This is a genomic window from Celeribacter halophilus (genome assembly GCF_900114135.1).
GTDB lineage: Bacteria > Pseudomonadota > Alphaproteobacteria > Rhodobacterales > Rhodobacteraceae > Celeribacter > Celeribacter halophilus.
Window position 1 is genome coordinate 1 of the sequence record NZ_FORY01000015.1, and the last position, 21,094, is coordinate 21,094.

A 21,094-nucleotide genomic window follows, 5' to 3' on the forward strand; every position below is an offset into this window, starting at 1 on the left:
CCCTATACGCAGGTCAAGAAGACCTGTTTCGATTTCGGTCGCGTCGATATCAAGTGGTATGAGGACGGCGTGTTGAACGTCTCCGCCAACTGTATCGACCGCCATCTCGCCAAGAGATCGCTGCAAACCGCGATTATTTTCGAGCCGGATGACCCCAACGAACCCGCCCGCCACATCACCTACAAGGAGCTGTCCGACAAGGTGAACCGCATGGCCAATGTGCTCTTGAGCCAAGGCGTCATGCGCGGGGATCGTGTGGTCATCTATATGCCGATGATTCCCGAAGCCGCCTATGCCATGCTGGCCTGTGCGCGGATCGGTGCAATCCACTCCATTGTCTTTGCAGGGTTTTCCCCCGATGCGCTTGCCAACCGCATCAATGACTGCGGCGCGAAGCTTGTCATCACCGCCGACACCGCCCCGCGTGGTGGTCGCCGCACGCCGCTCAAGGCCAATACAGACGCAGCACTCCTGCACTGTTCCGACAAGGTCCGCTGCCTCGTGGTCAAACACACGGGCGATCAGATCACATGGATCGACGGGCGCGATGTGGACGTCAAATACCTGATGGAACACGCCTCGCCCGACTGCCCGCCGCGTCCGATGAACGCCGAGGATCCGCTTTTCATCCTCTACACCTCCGGCTCGACAGGCAAACCCAAAGGCGTCGTGCACAGTTCCGGCGGCTATCTCGCCTATGCGGCTCTGACCCATAAATATGTCTTCGACTATCACGATGGCGATGTGTTCTGGTGCACCGCCGATGTCGGCTGGGTCACCGGTCACAGCTATATCGTCTACGGCCCGCTGGCCAATGGCGCCACCACGGTGATGTTCGAAGGCGTGCCCACCTACCCCGACGCGGGCCGGTTCTGGGCCGTTTGCGAAAAGCACAAGGTCAACCAATTCTACACCGCCCCCACGGCGCTAAGATCGCTCATGGGGCAAGGTAATGAATGGGTCGAGAAATACGACCTGTCCTCGCTCAAACTGCTGGGCACGGTCGGCGAGCCGATCAACCCCGAGGCATGGAACTGGTATAACGAGGTGATCGGCAAAGGCAGATGCCCCATCGTCGACACATGGTGGCAGACGGAAACCGGCGGTCACCTTCTGACCCCGCTGCCCGGCGCGATCCCGACCAAACCGGGCTCTGCGACCAAGCCCTTCTTCGGCGTGCAACCTGTGCTGCTCGACGCCACCACCGGCGAGGAACTGCACGAAACCGCCACCGAAGGCGTGCTCTGTCTCAAGGACAGCTGGCCGGGACAGATGCGCAGCATCTGGGGCGATCATGAACGCTTCCAGGAGACCTATTTCCAGCAATATAAAGGCTATTACTTCTCCGGCGACGGATGCCGCCGCGACGAAGACGGCTATTACTGGATCACCGGTCGCGTGGACGATGTGATCAACGTCTCCGGTCACCGCATGGGCACGGCCGAAGTCGAAAGCGCGCTGGTGGCCCACGCCAAGGTCGCCGAGGCCGCCGTGGTCGGGATGCCGCATGAACTCAAGGGTCAAGGCATCTACGCCTATGTCACGCTGATGAACGGCGTGGAGCCCACCGACGAGCTGCGCGCCGAGCTGGAGAAATGGGTCCGCACCGAAATCGGCCCGATCGCCAAGCCGGACTTCATCCAATGGGCCCCGGGCCTGCCGAAAACCCGCTCCGGCAAAATCATGCGCCGCATCCTGCGCAAGATCGCCGAAAACGACACCGGCAGTCTGGGAGACACATCCACCCTCGCAGAACCTGCCGTCGTGGATGAGTTGATTGGTAATTCGCTCTACCAGAAATCCGCGTAAACGCGCGCAAATATGGTAGGATACATGCATCACCCCCGACAAATGAGGGGTGATGCCCCGACCTAAATCCGGTCGGGAAGGAAAGCGGGTTCCGCGAGGAGGCGGGAGTCGCGTTTTGAAAATCCGGGCGATTTCAAAAGAAATACCCGCATTTGGGACAAAAGGGAGGACCGCATTATGGCGGAAAATTCAGACAACAATGCTTATTGGTCTGCAAACAGACGGATCATCGGCATCTCACTGGTCATTTGGTTCATCAGTTCTTTCGGCTTCGGCATCCTGCTGCGCCCATTGCTGTCCGGCATCAAGGTCGGCGGCACGGACATCGGGTTCTGGTTCGCGCAACAGGGCTCAATCCTTGTCTTTCTCGTGCTGATTTTCGTCTACGCGACGAAGATGAACCGGCTCGATAAAGAACACGGCGTGGACGAATAAGGAGCGACACCAATGGATCAGTTTACCCTCAACCTTATCGTTGTGGGCGCGACCTTTGCGCTCTACATCGGTATCGCGATCTGGGCCCGTGCCGGATCAACAGCTGAATTTTACGCCGCAGGCCGCGGCGTCAACCCCGTTGTCAACGGTATGGCGACCGGCGCGGACTGGATGTCGGCGGCATCATTTATCTCCATGGCGGGGATCATCTCTTTCGGCGGCTACAACACCTCTGCCTATCTGATGGGCTGGACCGGTGGCTATGTGCTACTGGCGATGCTGATCGCACCCTACCTGCGCAAGTTCGGCAAATTCACCGTGCCCGAGTTTATCGGCGACCGGTTCTATAGCCAGACTGCGCGCACCGTGGCGGTCATCTGTCTCATCACCGCATCCCTGACCTATGTGATTGGCCAGATGACCGGTGTTGGTGTGGCGTTCTCGCGCTTTCTTGAAGTGGACAACCTCACCGGCCTTCTGATCGGCGCAACCATCGTGTTTTTCTACGCGGTGATCGGCGGCATGAAGGGCATCACCTACACTCAAGTTGCACAATATGTGGTTCTGATCACCGCCTACACCATTCCGGCGGTCTTTATCTCCCTGCAACTGACGGGCAACCCTGTCCCGCCGCTGGGTCTTTTCTCCGACCATGTCGGCTCCGGTGAACCGCTCCTTGCAACACTTGACGGCATGCTTCGCGATCTCGGCTTCAACGAGTTCACCCAGCAGACCGACACCACCTTGAACATCTTCCTGTTCACCATGTCCCTGATGATCGGGACAGCAGGTCTGCCGCATGTGATCGTACGCTTCTTCACGGTTCCCACGGTTGCCTCCGCACGGTCTTCGGCCGGTTGGTCGCTTGTCTTTATCGCTCTGCTGTATCTCACCGCGCCAGCCGTGGGTGCAATGGGTCGTGTGAACCTGATTGATACCTTCTACCCGAACGGCACCTCCGCAGAGGCGTTGAGCGTGGAAACCATCGACAGTGAGGAAAAACTCGACTGGGTCCGCAACTGGGCGCAAACGGGTCTGCTGCAATATGAAGACAAAAATGGCGATGGCCTCATCACCTATGTGGCTGATGCCGAACTCAACGAGTTGAGTGTCAACAGAGACATCATGGTTCTGGCGAACCCTGAAATCGCGAACCTGCCGAGCTGGGTGATTGCCCTGATCGCTGCAGGGGGTCTGGCCGCAGCTCTCTCGACCGCAGCCGGCCTGTTGATGGCGATTTCTTCTGCAGTATCGCACGACCTGATCAAGTCGCAGATCAACCCCTCGATCTCGGAAAAGGGCGAACTTCTGTCCGCGCGTATTTCCATGGCTGTGGCGATCGTGATCGCGACCTACCTTGGGGCCAACCCCCCGGGCTTCGCCGCGCAAACTGTGGCTCTGGCCTTCGGTCTGGCTGCGTCCTCGATCTTCCCGGCCCTGCTGATGGGGATTTTCTCCAAACGCGTCAACAACAAGGGTGCTGTGGCTGGTATGCTTGCCGGTCTCGGGATCACCGTGGTCTATATCTTCCTGCATAAAGGCTGGTTCTTCATTCCCGGAACGAACAGCTTCACCGATGCCGATCCGCTGCTGCTGTCGATCAAATCGACCTCCTTCGGTGCGGTTGGTGCGCTGGTCAACTTCGCGGTCGCCTATCTGGTGTCCAATGCGACGGAAGAGCCGCCTGCGGAAATCCGCGAGCTCGTTGAAAGCGTCCGCATCCCGCGTGGTGCCGGTGGTGCCGTGGACCACTAAACAAGGGTCCGGACCGGCCTTCGGGTCGGTCCCTCTCCATATCGGGCGCGGGGGGAATAACCTTCCGCGCCCTTTTTCAAACGCTTTTCGGGGATTGAGCGATGCCTGACACCGCCAAAATCATGGAGTTTCTGCAAACCACGCATCCTTATGACGTGTTGCCGAAAGCCGATCTTGAAGACTTGACGGACGGGTTTTCCCGCAAGACCTATCACGAAGGCGAGGTCATCTATGCCAATGGAGACTTGCTTGAGGGGCTCTATCTCATCAAGTCGGGCTCGGTTGAAATCACCGATGCGAACGGGGCACAGATGTCCCTGTTACAAAAATCCAACCATTTCGGAGAACGCGGCTTGCTGCGTGACGGGCTTGCCGCGACCACAGCCAGAGCCGCCTCCGACTGCACAATTCTGCTGCTCGACCCTGAGACTTTCAAAAACAAAGTGGCCACGAATCCCGAGTTCGCCCGTTATTTCAACCGCGGTCGGGCACGTCCCAAAGCCGCATCCGGTCTGATGACCCAGCATGTCTCCGATCTCATGGCCACCGCGCCCGTCGCGTGTCAGGAAACCACCACGATCTCCGACTGTGCACGGCTCATGCGGATTGCGAAGGTTTCCTCCATAGCTGTCACCGAGGACCAGCGGCTCGTGGGCCTCGTCACCGTGCGCGACATGACGAACAAGGTGCTTGCCGAAGGCCGCGACACCGCCCTGCCCGTCTCCACCATCATGGCGCGCGAACCGATCACGCTGGCACCGGGTGCACTTGGCAGCGATGTGATCCACGTCATGCTGGAAAACCACATCGGGCATCTCCCCGTTGTCGAGGGGGGCAAGCTGGTCGGGATGGTCACACAGACCGACATCACCCGCTTTTTCGGCTCATCGCAAACCCAGATGGTGTTTGACCTCAGCAATGCCCAAAGCATTGCCGAAATGGCCGCTGTGACCGCCCGCCTGCCCGACTTTCTGATGCAGCTTGTCGGCAGCCATCTGGCCCATGATGTCGTCACGCGCAAGATCACGGATATTGCCGACATCGTCACGCGGCGATTGCTCAAAATGGCCGAGGACGACATGGGTCCCGCGCCCGTGCCCTACCTTTGGGCCGCCTGTGGCAGTCAAGGACGCCGCGAACAGACCGGTGTTTCAGATCAGGACAACTGTCTGATCATCGACAACGCTGCCACAGATGCAGACATCGCGTATTTCCGCAAGCTCGCGCGCTTTGTTTGCGACGGGCTGGATGCCTGCGGCTATGTCTATTGCCCCGGTGACATGATGGCCATGACGGAGCGTTGGTGCCAACCCTTGTCCGTCTGGGAAGGCTATTTCAACAAATGGATCTCCGCCCCTGACAACGAGGCGCAAATGCTGGCCTCTGTGATGTATGACCTGCGCCCGATTGCGGGGGATGAAAGCTTGTTTCTTCCGCTCCAGAAAACCGCGCTGGACGCCGCCGCGCGAAATTCGATTTTTGTCGCCCATATGATTTCCAACTCTCTCAAACACACGCCGCCTCTGGGGCTGCTCAGAGGGTTTGCGACCATCAAATCGGGCGAGTATCGCAACCATCTCGACATGAAACACAATGGCGTTGTGCCCATCGTCGATCTCGGTCGGGTCTATGCTCTTCAGGGCAAGCTCCCTGTGGTCAATACCCGCGCACGGATTGAAGCCGCGATTGAAAGCGGTCTGGTGTCGGACACGGGCGGCAAGGATTTGCTCGCCGCCTATGACATGATCGCCACGGCGCGGCTTGAGCATCAGGCCGAACAGGTCCGCGCCGGTCAAAAGCCCGACAATTTCCTGAGCCCCTCGGCCCTGCCGGCCTTTGAACGCTCCCATCTGCGCGATGCCTTTGTTATCGTGCGCACCATGCAATCCGCGCTCGGCTCCTCCGCCGTGCGGACATAACAAAAAAGGGTTAACCCCATGCTTCTGGAATTTATCGCCACAATCTCCGCCGGTGTCGGTGCCGCCGGTCTCATCCTCGGGATGCAGAAACTTCTGCGGCTACCCCTGCCCAACTGGCTGATGCCTGCCAGTGCAGGGATTGCCATGCTCGCCTTCACCATCTGGTCGGAATACTCGTGGGCCTCTCGCGCCGAAGCCGGTCTCGGTGAGGGGAAATTGGTGGCCATGACCGTCGACAAGAAACAGATCTGGCGCCCTTGGACCTTTGTGTTTCCTGTGACCACACAGTTCATCGCCCTCGACAAGGACAGTGCCAAGGTCGATGGTGAAATGGTGCAAGTCGACATGTATCTTGTCGCGCGCCGCTCCGAGAGTGCCATCGTGCCGGTGGCCTTCGATTGCCTCCTGTCACGCCGCGCCGACGCATTCGACTTGCCCGAAGGGGATCTGACGCAAGCAAACTGGTTCGATATGGACAAGAACGATCCTGTCCTGCGCACGGCCTGCGATCAGTTGAGGTAGGGCGTATCAAGGGAGGAGACATCATGGCAGAGAAACCGCGCATTCTTCTGGTCGAAGACGAAGACAATATCGCGATTGCCATCGAAGTTTTGCTGGGACGTGCGGGATATGATCTCGTGCGGGTCAGTGATGGAGACCAGGCCCTGCCCAATATCCGTGCACAACAGCCGGATCTGGTTGTGTTGGACGTCACGCTGCCGGGGTGTTCCGGCTACGAGGTCTGCCAACGCCTACGCAGCGATCCGACCCTTTCGCATATCCCTGTTCTGATGATGTCCGCCCGCGTCTCCCAAGCCGAACAGCGCAAGGGGCTTGCGATGGGGGCGGATGCTTTCCTGACCAAACCCTTTGCCATGGACGATCTCAAGGGGCTCGTCGCCCGACTGATTGCGGGAGGTCCTCATGAAAATTGAGAACTGGTCCCTCCGCCTGCGGGTCTTTCTGTTCTTCGCCTTTCTTGCCGCCGCCGCCATTGCGGCCGTCATAGCCGGGCTTGCTCTCGGGTTTTCGCGGCTGGACGTGCCGGAGGCCGCAGACGGATTCATCTTTGCCGGAGCGATTTCGGGCTTTGTGATCCTTGGCGTCGTGGCGTGGATCTGGCTGATGTTTGACGAGAATGTTGCCAAGCCGATCCAGCGTCTGGCCGGTGGCTTGCTGGCCAGCACACATGCCAATGTCGAAGATACCATAGACGACAAAACAGCACGCTATCTGGGCGATCTGGCCCCTGCGGCACGCGCGATCACGGAAAACCTCGCGGCGACACGCAACAAGCTCGCCGAGACCGTGGCGCAGGAAACCACGCGGCTCATCGAAGAAAAGGAAAAACTCACCGCGCTGTCAGCGGAGATGCCCTACGGGATGGTTCTGGTCTCCGGCCTGCACAAGATCGCCTTTTACAACGGGGCCGCCGCCGAGCTTCTGTCCTCCGATCAGGCGCCCGGTCTGGATCATTCGATCTTCGACTTCCTGCGTCCCCGCCCGATCCAGTCCGCCTACGCGCGGCTTTGTGCGGGCGAAGGCGGCGACGGTCATGTTCTGCCGCTCACAGTGGCAACGCGCCACGGAGGGCATGTGCTCTCGGCCCGAATGCGGTTGATGCATGCCCCCGACGAAGGCGATGTCGCGCCGCCCTATGTGCTGACACTGGACGATGTGACCTCCGATCTGACCATCCATGCCGAACGAGAGAAACTCCTCTCGCGGCTCTTTGCAACGCTGCGCCCCTCGATTGCCTCGCTGCAAACCACTCTGGCCGCCCGCGATACCGATGACGACCTACGCGCCGATCCGCGTCTGGACGCCGCTTTGGTGAGTGAGATGGCAAAGCTGACAAAGGTGATCGCCGCGCTTGATACCGAATATGAGACGGGTAAGGCGGAATGGTGGCCCATGGCACAGGTCCGCAGTTCCGAGCTCTGCGACGCCCTGACCGCTCAACTGCAACAGGACGACATCAAACTCGTCGCCGAGGCCGCAGATGCCATGGTGCTGACCTTGGACGCGGTGCAGATCATCTCGCTCCTGTCCCATCTCGCCCGCCACATCTCCCGCACGGGCGGACGTGCCCTGTCGTTTCTGGTCAGCCGCGACGATGCGGGCGGCGCGATGCTTGCCCTCGGATGGTCCGGCGAACCGCTTTCCGTCGATGAACTCGAAAACTGGCTCTCCGAAACCCTCGACGTAGGCCTCGTTGATATGAAAGGCCGCGACATTCTGGAGGCCCACGGCACGGAAGTCTGGCCGGAATTCGGCCCTGCCTCACGCACAGTTCTGAAACTTCCGATCCGGCAGGCACGGCGTCTGCGCCGCACACCGGGCGACGGGCGACGGGCTGTGACCTATGATTTCGACCTGCTGTCCCGAACGCCCGCAAAAGAGCTGATGGACACGCCGCTTTCCGACCTGTCCTATGTCGTGTTCGACACCGAAACCACAGGGCTTTTGCCCTCGCAAGGGGACGAAGTTTGCCAGATCGCCGCGCTGCGCGTGGTCAACGGCAAGGTCATCGAAAACGAAGCCATCGACCAGCTCGTCAATCCGGAGCGCAACATTCCGGCCTCGTCCACAGAGGTGCATCACATCACCAACGCGATGGTGAAGGACGCGCCAACGATTGATCTGGCCGGTCAGCAATTACACAGCTTTGCCCGCGGAGCCGTTCTGGTCGCGCATAACGCGCCATTCGATCTGGAGTTTTTCCGCAAACACGAAGTCCGGATCGGCGTGAAATTCACCAACCCCGTGCTCGACACCGTGCTTTTGTCCGCCATCGTCTTTGGTCAGTCCGAAGAACATACGCTGGATGCCATTGCAGACCGGCTGGGCGTCAAAATCCCTCCAGAGGCGCGCCACACCGCGATGGGCGACACGATGGCCACGGCGGAGGTGTTTATAAAACTGCTGCGCATGGCGGAGAAGAAAGGGATCATAACCTTTGGCGATGCGCTCACCGAAATGCGCAAGCACAAGCGCCTGTTGCAGGACGCGAATGCCTCTCACGCCGTGGACCTAGCGTAAGGCGCGGATCGCTCCAACGGGGCCGCGATGGTCGTAAAAGGGCACCTGCTCCGGCGGCATCCCCTTGTGCAGCGCTGCCTCCACCTCCGCCAACACAACGCGGGTGACAAAGGGCAGATCAAAGGCCCGCGCCCCTTGCAAGGTCACCCATTGCAAAAAGGAAAGCTCGTCCTCAGCCTGCGAGAAATCGTCCGGATCATTGGCGATGTGATCAGCATTCACCAAGAAGAACCGCGCATCGAACCGACGCGGACGTCCCGGCGGCGTAATGGCGCGAAAGATGAAATGCGCCTCGCTCATCTGTCTCAGGATCAGGCCGGTCTCTTCTTGCAACTCCCGCACCGCCGTATGGACCAATGCAGTCGCCAGATCGGGAGACGCGTCTTCGACCAGACGCCGCCATGTGACCGGCTCAAGAGTATCTGGCAAGGGCGCGTTGAAATCCTCCGGATCGACCGCGCCCCCGGGGAACACAAATTTACCGGGCATGAACACCGCAGACTGCCCGCGCTGCCCCATCAGAACGCGCGGCCCGTCAGGACCGTCGCGCAAAAGGATCACCGTTGCGGCATCGCGAATGGGAATATCGTATTTCATAACCGCAGCCTAAAACGCATTTAAGGCTCGCGGAAGGCCTCTCGTGACTTGTAAAGCGGTTTCAGGAGATATTGCAGAAAGGTCTTCGAACCTGTGTGCAACTCTACCTGCGCGCGCATACCGGGACGGATTTCAATCTTTTTCTGACGATCCGTGAGGCTCGACAGATCAACCGAGGCCGTCACCCGATAATAGGGCTGCGCATCCGGATCCCGCTCATCCTTGAACGTATCGGCAGAAACCACCTGCACCTTGCCCTTGAGCGTGCCGTAGATGGTGTAATCATAAGCCGACAGTTTGATAGTCGCGTCCTGCCCCGGCTCGACATGGGCGATGTCTTCGGGGCGCACCTGTGCCTCAATGAAGAGCTCCTCGTCCACCGGAATGATCTGCACCAGTTCCTCACCCGGACGGATCACGCCGCCGATGGTGGTCACGGTCAGGTTATTGACGATCCCGCGCATGGGAGCGGTGATAACCGTCCGGTTCAACTGGTCATTGGCCAGTGTCAGCGCCTGTTTGACCGAGGCAATTTCCTTGAGCGTATCGGAATAGTCCTCCGCCCGCTGCAACTCCGCCTGCGTGACGATCTCGTTATATTTGAGCTGCGCATCGGAATGGGTTTTACGCGCGCGGGTCACTTCGATCAGCGCCACGACGTTCTTTTTGAGCATGTCCTCCATCAAGGAGCGCTCGGTTTCTGCCTGTTTGAGAACCGCCAGAGCGCCATCCTTACGCGCCAGATAGTCCGCCACACGCGCCTTGAGCAACGCCTGCTCGGAGGCCAGGACATCCTGCGCACGGGCGGCCAGAGCCTCCGGCACCTCGAAACTCTCTTCCCCCGCCATTTCCGCCTCAAGGCGAAGCTGACGGACCTGCAGAGCATCGAGTTTTTCCTGAAGATCATCGGCAGAGGTGCGGAATTCCGTGCCCTGCAACCGCGCAAGCACATGCCCCTGTTCGACCTCTTCGCCCTCTTGGACCAGAAGCTCGGACAGAATACCGCCTTCAAGGTTCTGGACGATCTGCGGGCGCGAGCTTGAAATCATCTGGCCATCGGCACGCACGATCTCGTCCACCCGCGCAATCGCCGCCCAGAGGATGAAAACCAAAAGGACCAGCCCGCCGATGCGAATGACCCAACCGGGCCGATCCATATCGCGATCCAGCATGTCATCCAGCGTGACCATCAGGCGCGCCCATCCGTTTTTTGTGGCTTCGCCAAATGCGCCATCACCTGATCGCGCGGCCCGTCCACAACCATGCGGCCATCTTTAAACACCATCGTCCGATCCGTCAGACCGACAATGGGCATCCGGTGCGTCGCGATGATGGCCGTGCGGCCTTTGAGCCATACATTCAATCGCGCCACCAGCGCGGTTTCAAGCGCCTGATCCAGCGCAGCGGTCGGTTCGTCCAGAAGGCAGACCGAAGGATCTTGCAACCACATCCGCGCCCAGCCGATAGATTGCCGCTGCCCGACCGAGAGGCCTTCACCACCATCGCGAATTTCGAGATCAAGGCCACGGTGATGGCCTCGCACGAAAGCACCAAGACCCGCGAAATCAAGAGCGGCCAGAAGCCGGTCGTCATCACGTTCCATGCCGCCGAGATTGAGGTTCTCCCGCAAGGTTCCGGCAAAGAGTCGCACATCCTGTCCCAGATAGCCAACGGCCCGCCGAATGTCGCGCGGGTCGATCTGGCTCATCTCCGCCCCGTCAAGCAGGAGCCGCCCTTGCGTCGGCGCATAGAGACCGGCAAGCAGTTTCAGGAATGTGCTTTTGCCTGATCCGTTCGCGCCCAGAACCGCAATTTTCTGTCCGGGTTTGATGTCGAGCGCCGGCAAGTCCAGCGTCGGAGCACCCTCAGAATCGTAGCGGAACTGCATCTCGCGCAGCGCATAAGCCCCCGCAATCTCGGGACGGCGCAGGAAGTTCCGGTCCTCGCCTGCATCCTGAGGGGCGGTGGCAATGGCATCCAACCCGTCCAACGCGGTTTTGACATTGCTCCAGCGTGCCATCGTGCCCGAAAGCTGCGTCAAAGGCGCAAGTGTGCGCGAGGTCAGAATACCCGTGGCGATGATCGTCCCCACGGTGAATTCACCCGCAAACACCAGATAGGTGCCCGCCACAACGGCCAGCACATAGGTGAGTTGCTGCACGCCTTGCGACCAAAAGGTCAACAGACCCGCGAGCTTCCGTTGTTCTGACGATTTCGCGGCAGACAACAGGTTCAACTCGTCCCAGATGCGCCGCACACGGGTCTCCCCGCGCTGGGTTTTGATCGTGTCCAACTCGAACACAGCCTCATGCAGCAAGCGCGATGCCTTGGCCGAGGCCCCTTGGGTTTCCCGCGTCAGGCGCATCATGCGCTTTTGCATGAAATAGCCCGGCACCACCATGATGGTGGCCCCCAGCAGCAAAATCCAGACGACTGGCCCCGCGATAGAGGCGACAAGCATAAAGAACAGGAATATAAACGGAATATCCGCCACGGAACCGATGGTGGAGGCGGTAAAGAACTCGCGCACGGAACCGAATTCCCGCATTGCAGAGAACAGTCCCGTCGGCGTGGTCGGACGCGCATCCGAGCGCATCCCCAAAAGCCGCCCCATCAACATCGACTGCACCCGCAACTCGATCTGACGCCCGGCACCGTCCATCAACCGCGAACGCGCGAGTTTCAGCACCGCCTCGAAACCGATCGCCAGAGAGGCCCCCAGCGCCAGCACCCAAAGCGTGGCTTGCGACTGGTGCGGGATCACGCGGTCATAGACCTGAAGCGAGAACATTGCGACCGCCACGGCCAGCATATTGGCCAGAAGCGACCCGAGCGCGATTTCTCCGATTTGCCGTTTGAACGCCCCGAACTGCCCCCAGAACCAGTGGTTGCGCGACATATCCGGCAGGTAACTGGCCGCAATCGAATCCAGCGTTTTACCCGCCCGAATGGCCACTCCGGCAAAGAACGGCGCAAATTCCGCCAAGGGCACCTCAACCCGTTGATCCGGAGCGTTCTGTTCGAACAGGGTCAGCATTTGTCCCTTTTGCTTGAGCACCAGAACCACATGACCCGAAGACATATACGCCAGTGCAGGCCAGAGGCGGGGCGTCAATTCGCGGGGCTGCGCCACTTCGGCCTTGAGACCTGTCAGCTCCAGAGCCCGCAGCATGGCCTCCGGCGCGATATCGTCGTCGGGTTGTGCGGCGAAACTTTCGAGAATGTCGGACAGGATGGCGCGATGGCCGAACTGGCTCGCAAATTGGGCGACAAGCTCGGCACGCTGCAAGGCGCGGGGCGAAAAGACGGGCTGCGGCGGTGTCGCGGGCAGGATGTCTGCGGCGGGCATAACCTCCGCAGGGGCCGCCTCAACCGTCGCGGGTCCGGCGGGCGCAAAATCGTCCGGAAAGACTTGCGCCACCTCTTCATGAACAGGTGCTTGCGGCTCTTTTGCAGACAAATCCTGAGCGGTCGGCACCTGCGGTTCTTCGGCCTGAGCCGTCACGAGAGGAGCAGCCTCGGCCTGTGCCTTCTGCGCCTCAAGTTGCGTCTGTAACTTTTCTTCGCGCCGCGCTTTGGCCGCCGCTTTGACTTCTTCCGCATTGCGCTTGGGTCTGCGCGCCGTGTCTGCGACCTCGCGGGCACGCTCCCGACGCTGGGCCTTGGCCTCTTCCTGCGCTTTGCATTCTGCCTCGCGGGCTTTCGCGCTGGCCTCTTCGCGGGCACGGGTCTCTGCCGCAGCAGCGGACGCCTTGGCCCGCAAAGCCTCCTTGGCCGCGCGTTTTTTCTCTTCAAGCGGATCAAGGGGCGCTGCGACAGGGTCTTTTGCAGTGGGTTTGGCGCGTTTGGCCTCCGGTTTGGGCGCCTTTTTGCGCAGGGGTTGCGCTTTCCCGAGGTGCACAGTCAAAGGCTCCTTCGGAGGTTTGCGCTCATTTGAGACATCTGTCGGCACAACAGGTTTGGCCGAACTGAGTTTAAATGCAAGTTTCGGTGCTTTGCTCAAATCGATGCCCCATCGGCAAGTGCCCCGGAAACCCGCGCGATCTCCAACTCGGTCAGGGCAATTTCATATTTAAGATCAATATGTTTCAATTCTTCACGGATCATTTGCTCATACACGCTCAATACATCCATGACGGATTTTTGGCCCGCTTCGAACTGATCCTGGAAAATTCGGTAATTGGCGCGGGTCTGCTGCACCAGATCAGCGGAATCGCGTTCCTGCCGTTTGAGTGCAGACAAGCGATTATCAAGCTGCGCCCGTTTGCGTGCAGCCGATTCCCGCGCTTTGGCCACACCGGCCTGTGCCGCCGCCTCGCGGGCGCGGCTGGCCTCCATTTCAGCGGCAGTGCCAAGACCCAGACCACCGCCTTTGTAATCCACCGACGACTCGTCGCCTTGGCCAAGAAACCCTGTCACACCCAACGTCGGCAACATGGAAGCACGCTCAAGGCTGCCTTCGGCCTGCGCACGTTTGGCCTCGGCTTCGGCGCGGACAACATCAAGCTGGGTCAAGCTCTCCGGCGGCAGGCTCAAACCCGTCGCCTGTGTCAATTCGGGCAAGTTCGCCCCGCCCGTCAGCGTGGCCAGCTCTGCAGTCGCACTTTGCTGTGCCTCGCGATGGGTGCGCGCCTCATGTTCCATTTCGGAGATGATCGAGCGCACGACCCGCTGGTCCGACAGGGACGACGCGCCACCGCTCACCCGTTCACTGACAACGCGGTTGAATTCCCGCATACGTCCGAGACCACGCTCGGCCATGCTGGCCTTTTCCCGCGCTTCGGCGGTGGTGATATAGAGCTTCAGCCCGTCGAACACACGGTCATTCATGTCCTGAGACAGTGCCACGGCGGAGACTTCGACATCCGCCGCCGCGAAGGCCCGTTCGGCCTTGCGCTTGCCGTTATCGTAAAGCGTCACCTCGACCAGAAGACCGGCGACCAACTCGCCCAGAGAGTCGAGGGAGATATAGGGGCCAATTGTCGGCAGCCAGTTCTTCGACCGCGCAACCGCACGCATTTTGGATGCGCGCAATTCGGCTTCGGCCACGCCGGAAGAGGTGGAAAGAACCGCTTGGGCCACCTGATCATAGGCAGATCCCGAGGCCAGAACCGAGCGGCGATTCAACAGGTCAGTAATAATGGGGGAGGCCTCACCGCTATTCGCCACGGTCAGACTGGGGGCTTCGCTGTCTTTCACTTCGGACAGGGTGCCGGAATCGCCTTTGAGAAACGCGACAGGTTTCACATCAGACAAGCCCTGCGCGCCGACGCAGCCACTCAGGCACACCGCCGCACTCATCGCGATGCAAAGTGGTGTCCGAAATCGCATAGCTTCCCCTTGGCCCAATGTTGCGAAAGGCGGGGTTTTCACCCCGCCGCTCTCATTGTTTTCGCCCTTACGGCAACACCTGCACGTCGACATCCTGATCGACGAGCACCTGATCGTCGCCAAGCGTGTAGATGTCGTAAGTTTGTCCATCATCCGCGGAGCTTTGGCCCGTGACCTCAGCGCCTTGGAGCACCACCTTGTCATCTTCGCCACCGTGAATCGTGAGGCTTCCGTCTTCGCCGACCAGACGATCAAGGTCATCTGCCGAGAGGGTCACCTGACCACCGTTCACGAATTGCAGGTCAATCGCACCGAGGTCGAACTGGTCCAGACCGGCATTGTCGAGGTCCACTTCGAAATAGGCCCCTTCCGGACGTTCGTTCGTGGTGTCGAGCACCAGAAGCGTATCCGATTGGTTGCCCGCTTCATCCTCGGAGGCAATCACGATCTGGTCACCGTTGGACACTTCAGAGCCGAAGTTCAGCAAAGTTTCTTCGCCCAGATCGATATCCGAGTGGGAGATTTCCGTGGTCGTACCCTCTTCGTCAAGCGCATGGACCGCAATGTCGTCATCGCTTTCCGCAATATAGATCGAACGCACGCCATCAACACCGCGAGTAACGTACTCAACAACAGGCTCGCTGATCTCGGTATCAACCGTGATCGAAGTGGTTTCGGAACGGGTGTTGCCCGCAGCATCCGTAGCTTCGATCAGGACATCGGCATCATAGGTGCCTTCGCTGATTTCACCCGGTTCATAGGTAACCGTCCATGTGCCATCATCGGCCACAGCCGCCTCGCGACGCACCCCGTCCAAAGTCACATAGACCGTGGATCCGGCCTCAACCGTGCCGGTCAAGCTTGCGCCTTCGTTCACTTCCGCAAGGTTCAGGAACATGTCGCCGCCGGCATCTGCCGTCAAATCCAGCTCATTGACATAGGTGTCATAGGTGATCGTTTCCGTGAGCGACGAGGTGTTCCCCGCCGGATCCTTTGCGGAAATGGTCACATCAGCCGTGCCTTCGCCGGAGGGCAAAGCGGAAGTCGGAATGGTCGCGCTCCAGTTGCCTGCGCCATCGACCGTCGCCGTGTAGCTTTGGTTCTGATAGGTCACAGTCACAGTGGACCCGACTTCTACGGTGCCGGAGAGAGCCACGCCCGCTTGCGCTTCGGCATAGCTCACAACCCCGTCAGCCCCGCCCTGAACACCGGTCTCTGCAAAATTCGACACAAAGGTGTCAATCTCGACAGCGGACTGAACCGTGGTCGAGTTCCCCGCAGCATCGGTCAGGGTCGCGGTGACGGTGCTGTCATATTCGCCGGCTGTGATCTCGGAAGCCGCAAAGAACGCCGAATAGGTGCCGGAAGGGGTCGAAGTCACAGTGTGAGACACACCTGCCAGCGTCACGGTCACAGTTTCACCTGCGGTCGCCGTGCCGGAGATCCAGACCCCGTCGGAGGCTTCGGCCGCGTTGATCACGTTATCGCCTTCGATCGGCGTGGTCAGCGTGATATTGCCCGCAACCGTATCGACATGCACAGTGCTGGTGGTGGTGTCCGTGTTGCCCGCCGCATCGGTGGAAACTGCGGTCAGCGTGGTGTCATATTCCCCGCCGCTCAGCGTGCCCGCCGGATAGCTTGCCGTCCAGTTGCCGGAGGCATCCGCAATGGTGGTAACCGACACGCCAGCCAAAGTCACCACAACCGTCGCGCCCGCCTCGGCGGTGCCGGTGAAGTTCATGGCCTGCTGGCTTTCGGACAGGTTGATGGTCTCGTCACCGCCCGAATGCCCTGCGTCAATGGCCACGCCGGTTTCTGTGTCGATCTCGAAAGCGCCTGTCGCGGAGGTGGTGTTCCCTGCCAGATCGGTCGAAACCGCGCTGACATCCGTGGTGTAAGTGCCTTCGGGCAGGGTGCCGTTTTCATAGAGCACGGACCAAGTGCCATCCTCACCCACAGTGGTCGTGCGCTCCACGCCTTTGACCGTCACGGTCACAGATGCGCCCGCTTCGCCCGTGCCGGTGAGGGTCACGCCCGCGTTCATTTCGGAGAGGTTCACCGTGCCGTCGCCCCCCGCCGAGTCGCTGTCAACCGAGACCGAAGCCTCAAGGTCGATGGCAATATCATGGGTATAGCTCGCAGCATTGCCATAGGCATCGGTGACCGTCGCAGTGACGGTGCTGTCATATGTGCCGTCGGGCAGCGCGTCACCGTCAAAGGTCACGCTCCATGTCCCGTCTTCAGCCACGGTGGTTTCCACCACCTGACCTTCCAGCTCGACCACAACCGTCGCACCGGCTTCGGATTGACCGGACACGATCACATCATCGCTGGCCTCGACAATATTGATGACATCGTCGCCCTCGACCGTGTCAAAGCTCAGGTCCTCAGCCTCTGTGTCCACAACCAGAGTGTCCGTCACCGTTGTCGAATTGCCGGCCTCGTCAATGGCGGTCACAGTCACATCGGTGGTGTATTCGCCGGTGTCGATGGTCTCGCTATCGAACTCGGTCGTCCATGTGCCGTCTTCACCAACCACAACGGTTTGCGATCCGCCGCCAACTTCGACGGTTACCGAAGAACCGGCCTCGCCTTCGCCGGAGATCGTGAAGCTGCCGCTGTCATAAATCTCGCCGTTCACATAGTCCTCGGTGCTTTCGACACCGGAGTTGATGCTGACCGTGGGCGGGGTTGTGTCTTTGGTTCCGCCATCGCTATCATCATCGTCGCCACCGCTCAGGATCACGCCGGCACCAGCCACAGCAGCCGCTGCGGCGCCTGCGGCCCCGAGACCGGACAAGGCCGCACCTGCAACCAAAGGTGCAACAACCGGCTCGACACGTTCCAGGTCGAGAAAGGCAAGCTGGTCGTATTCGCTCCATTTGCCGGTCAGATCGATGTCCTGATAGGTCGCGACGAGTTGCCCCTCGTCCTCGGCCATGAAATCGACCTTGGTCATCAGACCGCGTTCGGAAAGCAACAGGTCATGCTCGCCTTCGAAGAAACCGTCCAACACAATAGTCTTGCCACCGATCAGCTCGATAACGAGATCCCCCCCCTCGCGCGTATAGCCCGAGATTGCAGCACTCGACATGTTGAGGGAGATGTCCTCAACCGCCTCAACCGCTATGGTTTCGCTATTGCCGGAAAGGGAAAGTGTGCCTGTGGTTACGATGCCCGCGCCATCACGGACGGAATATTGAATGCCCAACATTTTACCAATTCACTTCTGCTCGATAGGTAGCTGCATTCACACAATGCGATGCCGCTTTTGCTTTTCACGGGCGAATTTACACAAAAGTGATTCGCAGACTAGGGGAGAAATTGATGGTTGGTCACATTTTTGACGTTTTTGCCACAAAATCAACGGCAGGTTGTGGGGCAGACCCCGAAATCTGGTCCTATGACCCAAATATTGACGCATAAGCGCACAGCGCGCCGTCCTACATTGCGGCGGGAATGCGGCGCAGGCGCAGGGCGTTGGACACAACGAAAACAGACGACAGCGCCATCGCACCCGCCCCAAGCATCGGCGAGAGTTGCACCCCGAAGGACGGGTAGAGCACCCCTGCCGCCACGGGGATAAGCGCGGCGTTATAGGCGAAGGCCCAGAAGAGGTTCTGGCGAATATTGCCCATCGTCTTGCGGCTCACATCCACAGCGGTCACCACCGCGCAAGGATCACCGCGCATCAGCACCACATCCGCCGCCTCGATGGCCACATCCGTCCCTGTCCCCACCGCAATTCCCACATCCGCTGAAGCCAATGCAGGTGCGTCGTTGATGCCATCTCCAACAAACCCCACAGCGCCATGCACCTCTCTGAGTGCTGCGACCGCTTTGGCTTTACCCTTCGGCAGGACTTCGGCCTCCACATGGTCAATCCCGAGATCACGCGCTACAGCTTCGGCGGCGCGGCGCGTATCGCCGGAGACCATCGCCACTTTGATCCCGCGCGCGTGAAGTGCCGCGATGGCTTGGCGCGATGTCGAGCGGACCGGATCGGAAACCCCCAACACCATCACCGCCACCCCGTCACGCGCGACCAGAACCGGCGTGCGCCCCTGATCGGCCAGTCCCGCGAGCGGGATCTCAAAGGCGGAGGTATCAATCTTTTCGCGGGTCATGAGACGCATGTTGCCGACCAGAAGCGCGCTCTCCCCGACCTGCGCCTTAATCCCGTGCCCCGCAATCGCGCGCGCTTTCGCCACCTCGGGCAGGACCAGCCCCCGCGCCTCGGCGGCACGCTCAATGGCGCGGGCAATCGGATGTTCGGATTTGGCTTCGACAGCGGCCACTTCGGCCAGAAGTGCGGCCTCCTCCCCCGCAAGCGTCACCAGATCGGTGACATCGGGACGGCCTTCGGTCAGCGTGCCGGTCTTGTCAAAAGCGATCACCTTGACCTCTTGCAACCCTTGCAACGCATCGCCTTTACGAAACAACACGCCAAGCTCTGCGGCGCGGCCTGTGCCCACCATGATCGACGTCGGCGTTGCCAGACCCATCGCGCAGGGGCAGGCAATAATCAGCACCGCCACCCCCGCGACCAAAGCATGCGCCAGCGCAGGCTCCGGTCCGAACATCAACCAGATCACCACAGTGAGCGCCGCCAAGGCCATCACCGCAGGCACAAAATACATAGTCACCTTGTCCACCAGAGACTGGATCGGCAGTTTTGCGCCCTGCGCCTCTTCGACCATGCGGATGATCTGGGCCAGCATCGTATCCGCGCCGACTTTTTCGGCCAGATAGGTCATGGCACCCTCGCCATTCACCGTGCCCGCGATCACCGGCTGTCCTGCGGCCTTGGCCACGGGGATCGGCTCACCGGAGATCATCGCCTCGTCCACATGGCTCTCGCCCGTCAGCACCTTGCCATCCACGGCAATTTTCTCACCGGGGCGCAGGTGTAGCACATCGCCCACCCTGATCTCTTCGATCGGCAATTCGACCACAGCACCATCCCGCGCGACCCGCGCGGTTTTGGCCCGCATTCCGGCCAGTGTGCGGATCGCCTCCCCCGTGCGCCCCTTGGCGCGCGCCTCCAGCCATCGGCCCAGGAGGATCAAGGACACGATAACGGCGGCGGCCTCGAAATAAACGTTCTGCGCGCCCATCGGGAGGGATTGCGGCCAGAAGGTGACCACCGAGGAATAGAGAAACGCCGCGCCCGCCCCCAAGGCGACCAAAGCGTTCATATCCGGCGCGCCTTTCATAAGTGACGGGAGGCCTTTGGCAAAGAACACACGCCCCGGTCCGGCCAGTACGACCGCCGTCAGAGCGAATTGCACCATACGCCAGAGCCATTCCGGCACGGTCATCATCCACCAGTGATGCAGCGCAGGAACCAGATGCCCGCCCATCTCGATCACGAACACCGGCAGGGTCAGCGCCACGGCCCAGATCAGCCGCTTGCGCAATGCTCGGGCCTCGTCGGCCTTCCGGTTGACCGGTGCGGCCTCACGGTCGATGCGTGGCTTGGCCTTGTATCCTGCGCGCGCAATGGCTTTGGTCAGACTATCCGCGTCCTGAACCCCGCTCAAAACCTGCACGGTCGCGGTTTCCGAGGCCAGATTGACCGAAGCCTCGCTCACGCCTTCCTCCGCTCTCAAAGCCCGCTCGACACGCCCCACACAGGAGGCACAGGTCATGCCCTCGATGTCAAAAACCAGTTCTTCGACACGCGCCGGATAACCCGCCTTGTCCAGCACCCCGACCAGATCGGGCAGTGTCACGGCATCATCGAACATCACCTCCGCCGTTTCCGTGGCAAGGTTCACATTGGCGTCCGCGACGCCCTCCATCCCCTTCAACGCACGTTCGACACGCCCCACACAGGAGGCGCAGGTCATACCTTCGACGGATAAACGGGTGCTGTGCATTTTGTCACTCTGGCCTATGAGCATAATTCGGTTACTTATGTAGAGCACAGACCAAGCAGAGGCGAGGAGCGCCGCGCAAATTTTCGAAGAGGTGACAAGATGTCCGTTTTTTCCGTTCCCGATATGAGCTGCGACCATTGCAAGACCGCAATCACCGAAGCGATTGAGGCGGTGGATGACACGGTGGAGATCGACGTCGACATGGACGCACGCGAAATCGACGTGTTCTCCGACGCAGGCGACAAGGCTATTCTGGCTGCGCTCAAAGCAGCGGGCTATCCGGCTGAATTGAAGTCCTGAGCGAGCCTTGCGACATATATGCGG

14 protein-coding genes are annotated in these 21,094 nt (G+C 60.2%); 8 read left to right on the forward strand and 6 right to left on the reverse strand.

Translation table 11 applies throughout. The annotated features are described in order from the left end of the window. The 7 genes from acs to BM152_RS14195 form a co-directional block, all read left to right on the forward strand. Positions 1-1,809, forward strand: a 1,809-nt coding sequence (gene acs / locus BM152_RS14165) for an acetate--CoA ligase (protein ID WP_074914359.1), incomplete at its 5' end; no start/stop codon positions are given. A 177-nt stretch (positions 1,810-1,986) separates the two neighbouring features. Continuing rightward, entirely contained in the window at positions 1,987-2,244 is a 258-nt protein-coding gene (locus BM152_RS14170) for a DUF4212 domain-containing protein (RefSeq protein WP_066602706.1), read from the forward strand. Positions 2,245-2,256: 12 nt separating this feature from the next. Continuing rightward, positions 2,257-3,999, forward strand: coding sequence for a sodium:solute symporter family protein (locus tag BM152_RS14175; RefSeq protein ID WP_066602703.1), 1,743 nt, complete (start codon positions 2,257-2,259; stop codon positions 3,997-3,999). Between the two features lie 101 nt (positions 4,000-4,100). Next, positions 4,101-5,918, forward strand: a complete 1,818-nt coding sequence (locus BM152_RS14180; protein WP_066602700.1) for a DUF294 nucleotidyltransferase-like domain-containing protein — start codon at positions 4,101-4,103, stop codon at positions 5,916-5,918. 18 nt (positions 5,919-5,936) lie between these two features. Continuing rightward, positions 5,937-6,440, forward strand: coding sequence for a hypothetical protein (locus BM152_RS14185; RefSeq protein ID WP_066602697.1), 504 nt, complete (start codon positions 5,937-5,939; stop codon positions 6,438-6,440). Positions 6,441-6,463: 23 nt separating this feature from the next. After that, on the forward strand, positions 6,464-6,853 hold the full coding sequence (locus tag BM152_RS14190) for a response regulator transcription factor (RefSeq protein ID WP_066602694.1): 390 nt from the start codon (positions 6,464-6,466) through the stop codon (positions 6,851-6,853). After that, positions 6,843-8,960, forward strand: coding sequence for a 3'-5' exonuclease (locus BM152_RS14195; RefSeq protein WP_066602689.1), 2,118 nt, complete (start codon positions 6,843-6,845; stop codon positions 8,958-8,960). Before BM152_RS14190 ends, BM152_RS14195 begins: the two co-directional genes overlap by 11 nt. On the opposite strand, the gene BM152_RS14200 is transcribed toward BM152_RS14195, so the two are convergent. From BM152_RS14200 to BM152_RS14225, 6 genes are all read right to left on the reverse strand, one after another. Further along, positions 8,952-9,557, reverse strand: coding sequence for an NUDIX hydrolase (locus BM152_RS14200; protein ID WP_066602685.1), 606 nt, complete (start codon positions 9,555-9,557; stop codon positions 8,952-8,954). The genes BM152_RS14195 and BM152_RS14200 overlap by 9 nt on opposite strands. Before the next feature lie 20 nt (positions 9,558-9,577). Continuing rightward, positions 9,578-10,747, reverse strand: coding sequence for an HlyD family type I secretion periplasmic adaptor subunit (locus BM152_RS14205; protein ID WP_066602681.1), 1,170 nt, complete (start codon positions 10,745-10,747; stop codon positions 9,578-9,580). After that, the gene (locus tag BM152_RS14210) at positions 10,747-12,906 is read right to left on the reverse strand and encodes an ATP-binding cassette domain-containing protein (RefSeq protein WP_082715346.1); all 2,160 of its coding nucleotides are present in this window, start codon (positions 12,904-12,906) and stop codon (positions 10,747-10,749) included. The genes BM152_RS14205 and BM152_RS14210 overlap by 1 nt, the downstream gene beginning before the upstream one ends. A 650-nt stretch (positions 12,907-13,556) precedes the next feature. Beyond that, complete coding sequence (locus BM152_RS14215) at positions 13,557-14,888, reverse strand: TolC family protein (RefSeq protein WP_074914364.1); 1,332 nt, start codon at positions 14,886-14,888, stop codon at positions 13,557-13,559. Between the two features lie 67 nt (positions 14,889-14,955). Then, positions 14,956-18,102: an Ig-like domain-containing protein gene (locus BM152_RS19010; protein ID WP_066602672.1), complete on the reverse strand. Its 3,147-nt coding sequence runs from the start codon at positions 18,100-18,102 to the stop codon at positions 14,956-14,958. Between the two features lie 229 nt (positions 18,103-18,331). Next, positions 18,332-20,770: a heavy metal translocating P-type ATPase gene (locus tag BM152_RS14225; protein ID WP_066602671.1), complete on the reverse strand. Its 2,439-nt coding sequence runs from the start codon at positions 20,768-20,770 to the stop codon at positions 18,332-18,334. Positions 20,771-20,869: 99 nt separating this feature from the next. On the opposite strand from BM152_RS14225, the gene BM152_RS14230 reads away from it, so the two are divergent. Further along, positions 20,870-21,070: a heavy-metal-associated domain-containing protein gene (locus BM152_RS14230; protein ID WP_066602669.1), complete on the forward strand. Its 201-nt coding sequence runs from the start codon at positions 20,870-20,872 to the stop codon at positions 21,068-21,070. Positions 21,071-21,094: the final 24 nt, after the last annotated feature.

Bases quoted from the DNA above. Each gene is read 5' to 3' on its own strand.
- BM152_RS14170 (WP_066602706.1), top strand. From the start codon at position 1,987: ATGGCGGAAAATTCAGACAACAATGCTTATTGGTCTGCAAACAGACGG.
- BM152_RS14175 (WP_066602703.1), top strand. From the start codon at position 2,257: ATGGATCAGTTTACCCTCAACCTTATCGTTGTGGGCGCGACCTTTGCG.
- BM152_RS14180 (WP_066602700.1), top strand. From the start codon at position 4,101: ATGCCTGACACCGCCAAAATCATGGAGTTTCTGCAAACCACGCATCCT.
- BM152_RS14185 (WP_066602697.1), top strand. From the start codon at position 5,937: ATGCTTCTGGAATTTATCGCCACAATCTCCGCCGGTGTCGGTGCCGCC.
- BM152_RS14190 (WP_066602694.1), top strand. From the start codon at position 6,464: ATGGCAGAGAAACCGCGCATTCTTCTGGTCGAAGACGAAGACAATATC.
- BM152_RS14195 (WP_066602689.1), top strand. From the start codon at position 6,843: ATGAAAATTGAGAACTGGTCCCTCCGCCTGCGGGTCTTTCTGTTCTTC.
- BM152_RS14200 (WP_066602685.1), bottom strand. From the start codon at position 9,557: ATGAAATACGATATTCCCATTCGCGATGCCGCAACGGTGATCCTTTTG.
- BM152_RS14205 (WP_066602681.1), bottom strand. From the start codon at position 10,747: ATGGTCACGCTGGATGACATGCTGGATCGCGATATGGATCGGCCCGGT.
- BM152_RS14210 (WP_082715346.1), bottom strand. From the start codon at position 12,906: ATGCCCGCCGCAGACATCCTGCCCGCGACACCGCCGCAGCCCGTCTTT.
- BM152_RS14215 (WP_074914364.1), bottom strand. From the start codon at position 14,888: ATGCGATTTCGGACACCACTTTGCATCGCGATGAGTGCGGCGGTGTGC.
- BM152_RS19010 (WP_066602672.1), bottom strand. From the start codon at position 18,102: ATGTTGGGCATTCAATATTCCGTCCGTGATGGCGCGGGCATCGTAACC.
- BM152_RS14225 (WP_066602671.1), bottom strand. From the start codon at position 20,770: ATGCACAGCACCCGTTTATCCGTCGAAGGTATGACCTGCGCCTCCTGT.
- BM152_RS14230 (WP_066602669.1), top strand. From the start codon at position 20,870: ATGTCCGTTTTTTCCGTTCCCGATATGAGCTGCGACCATTGCAAGACC.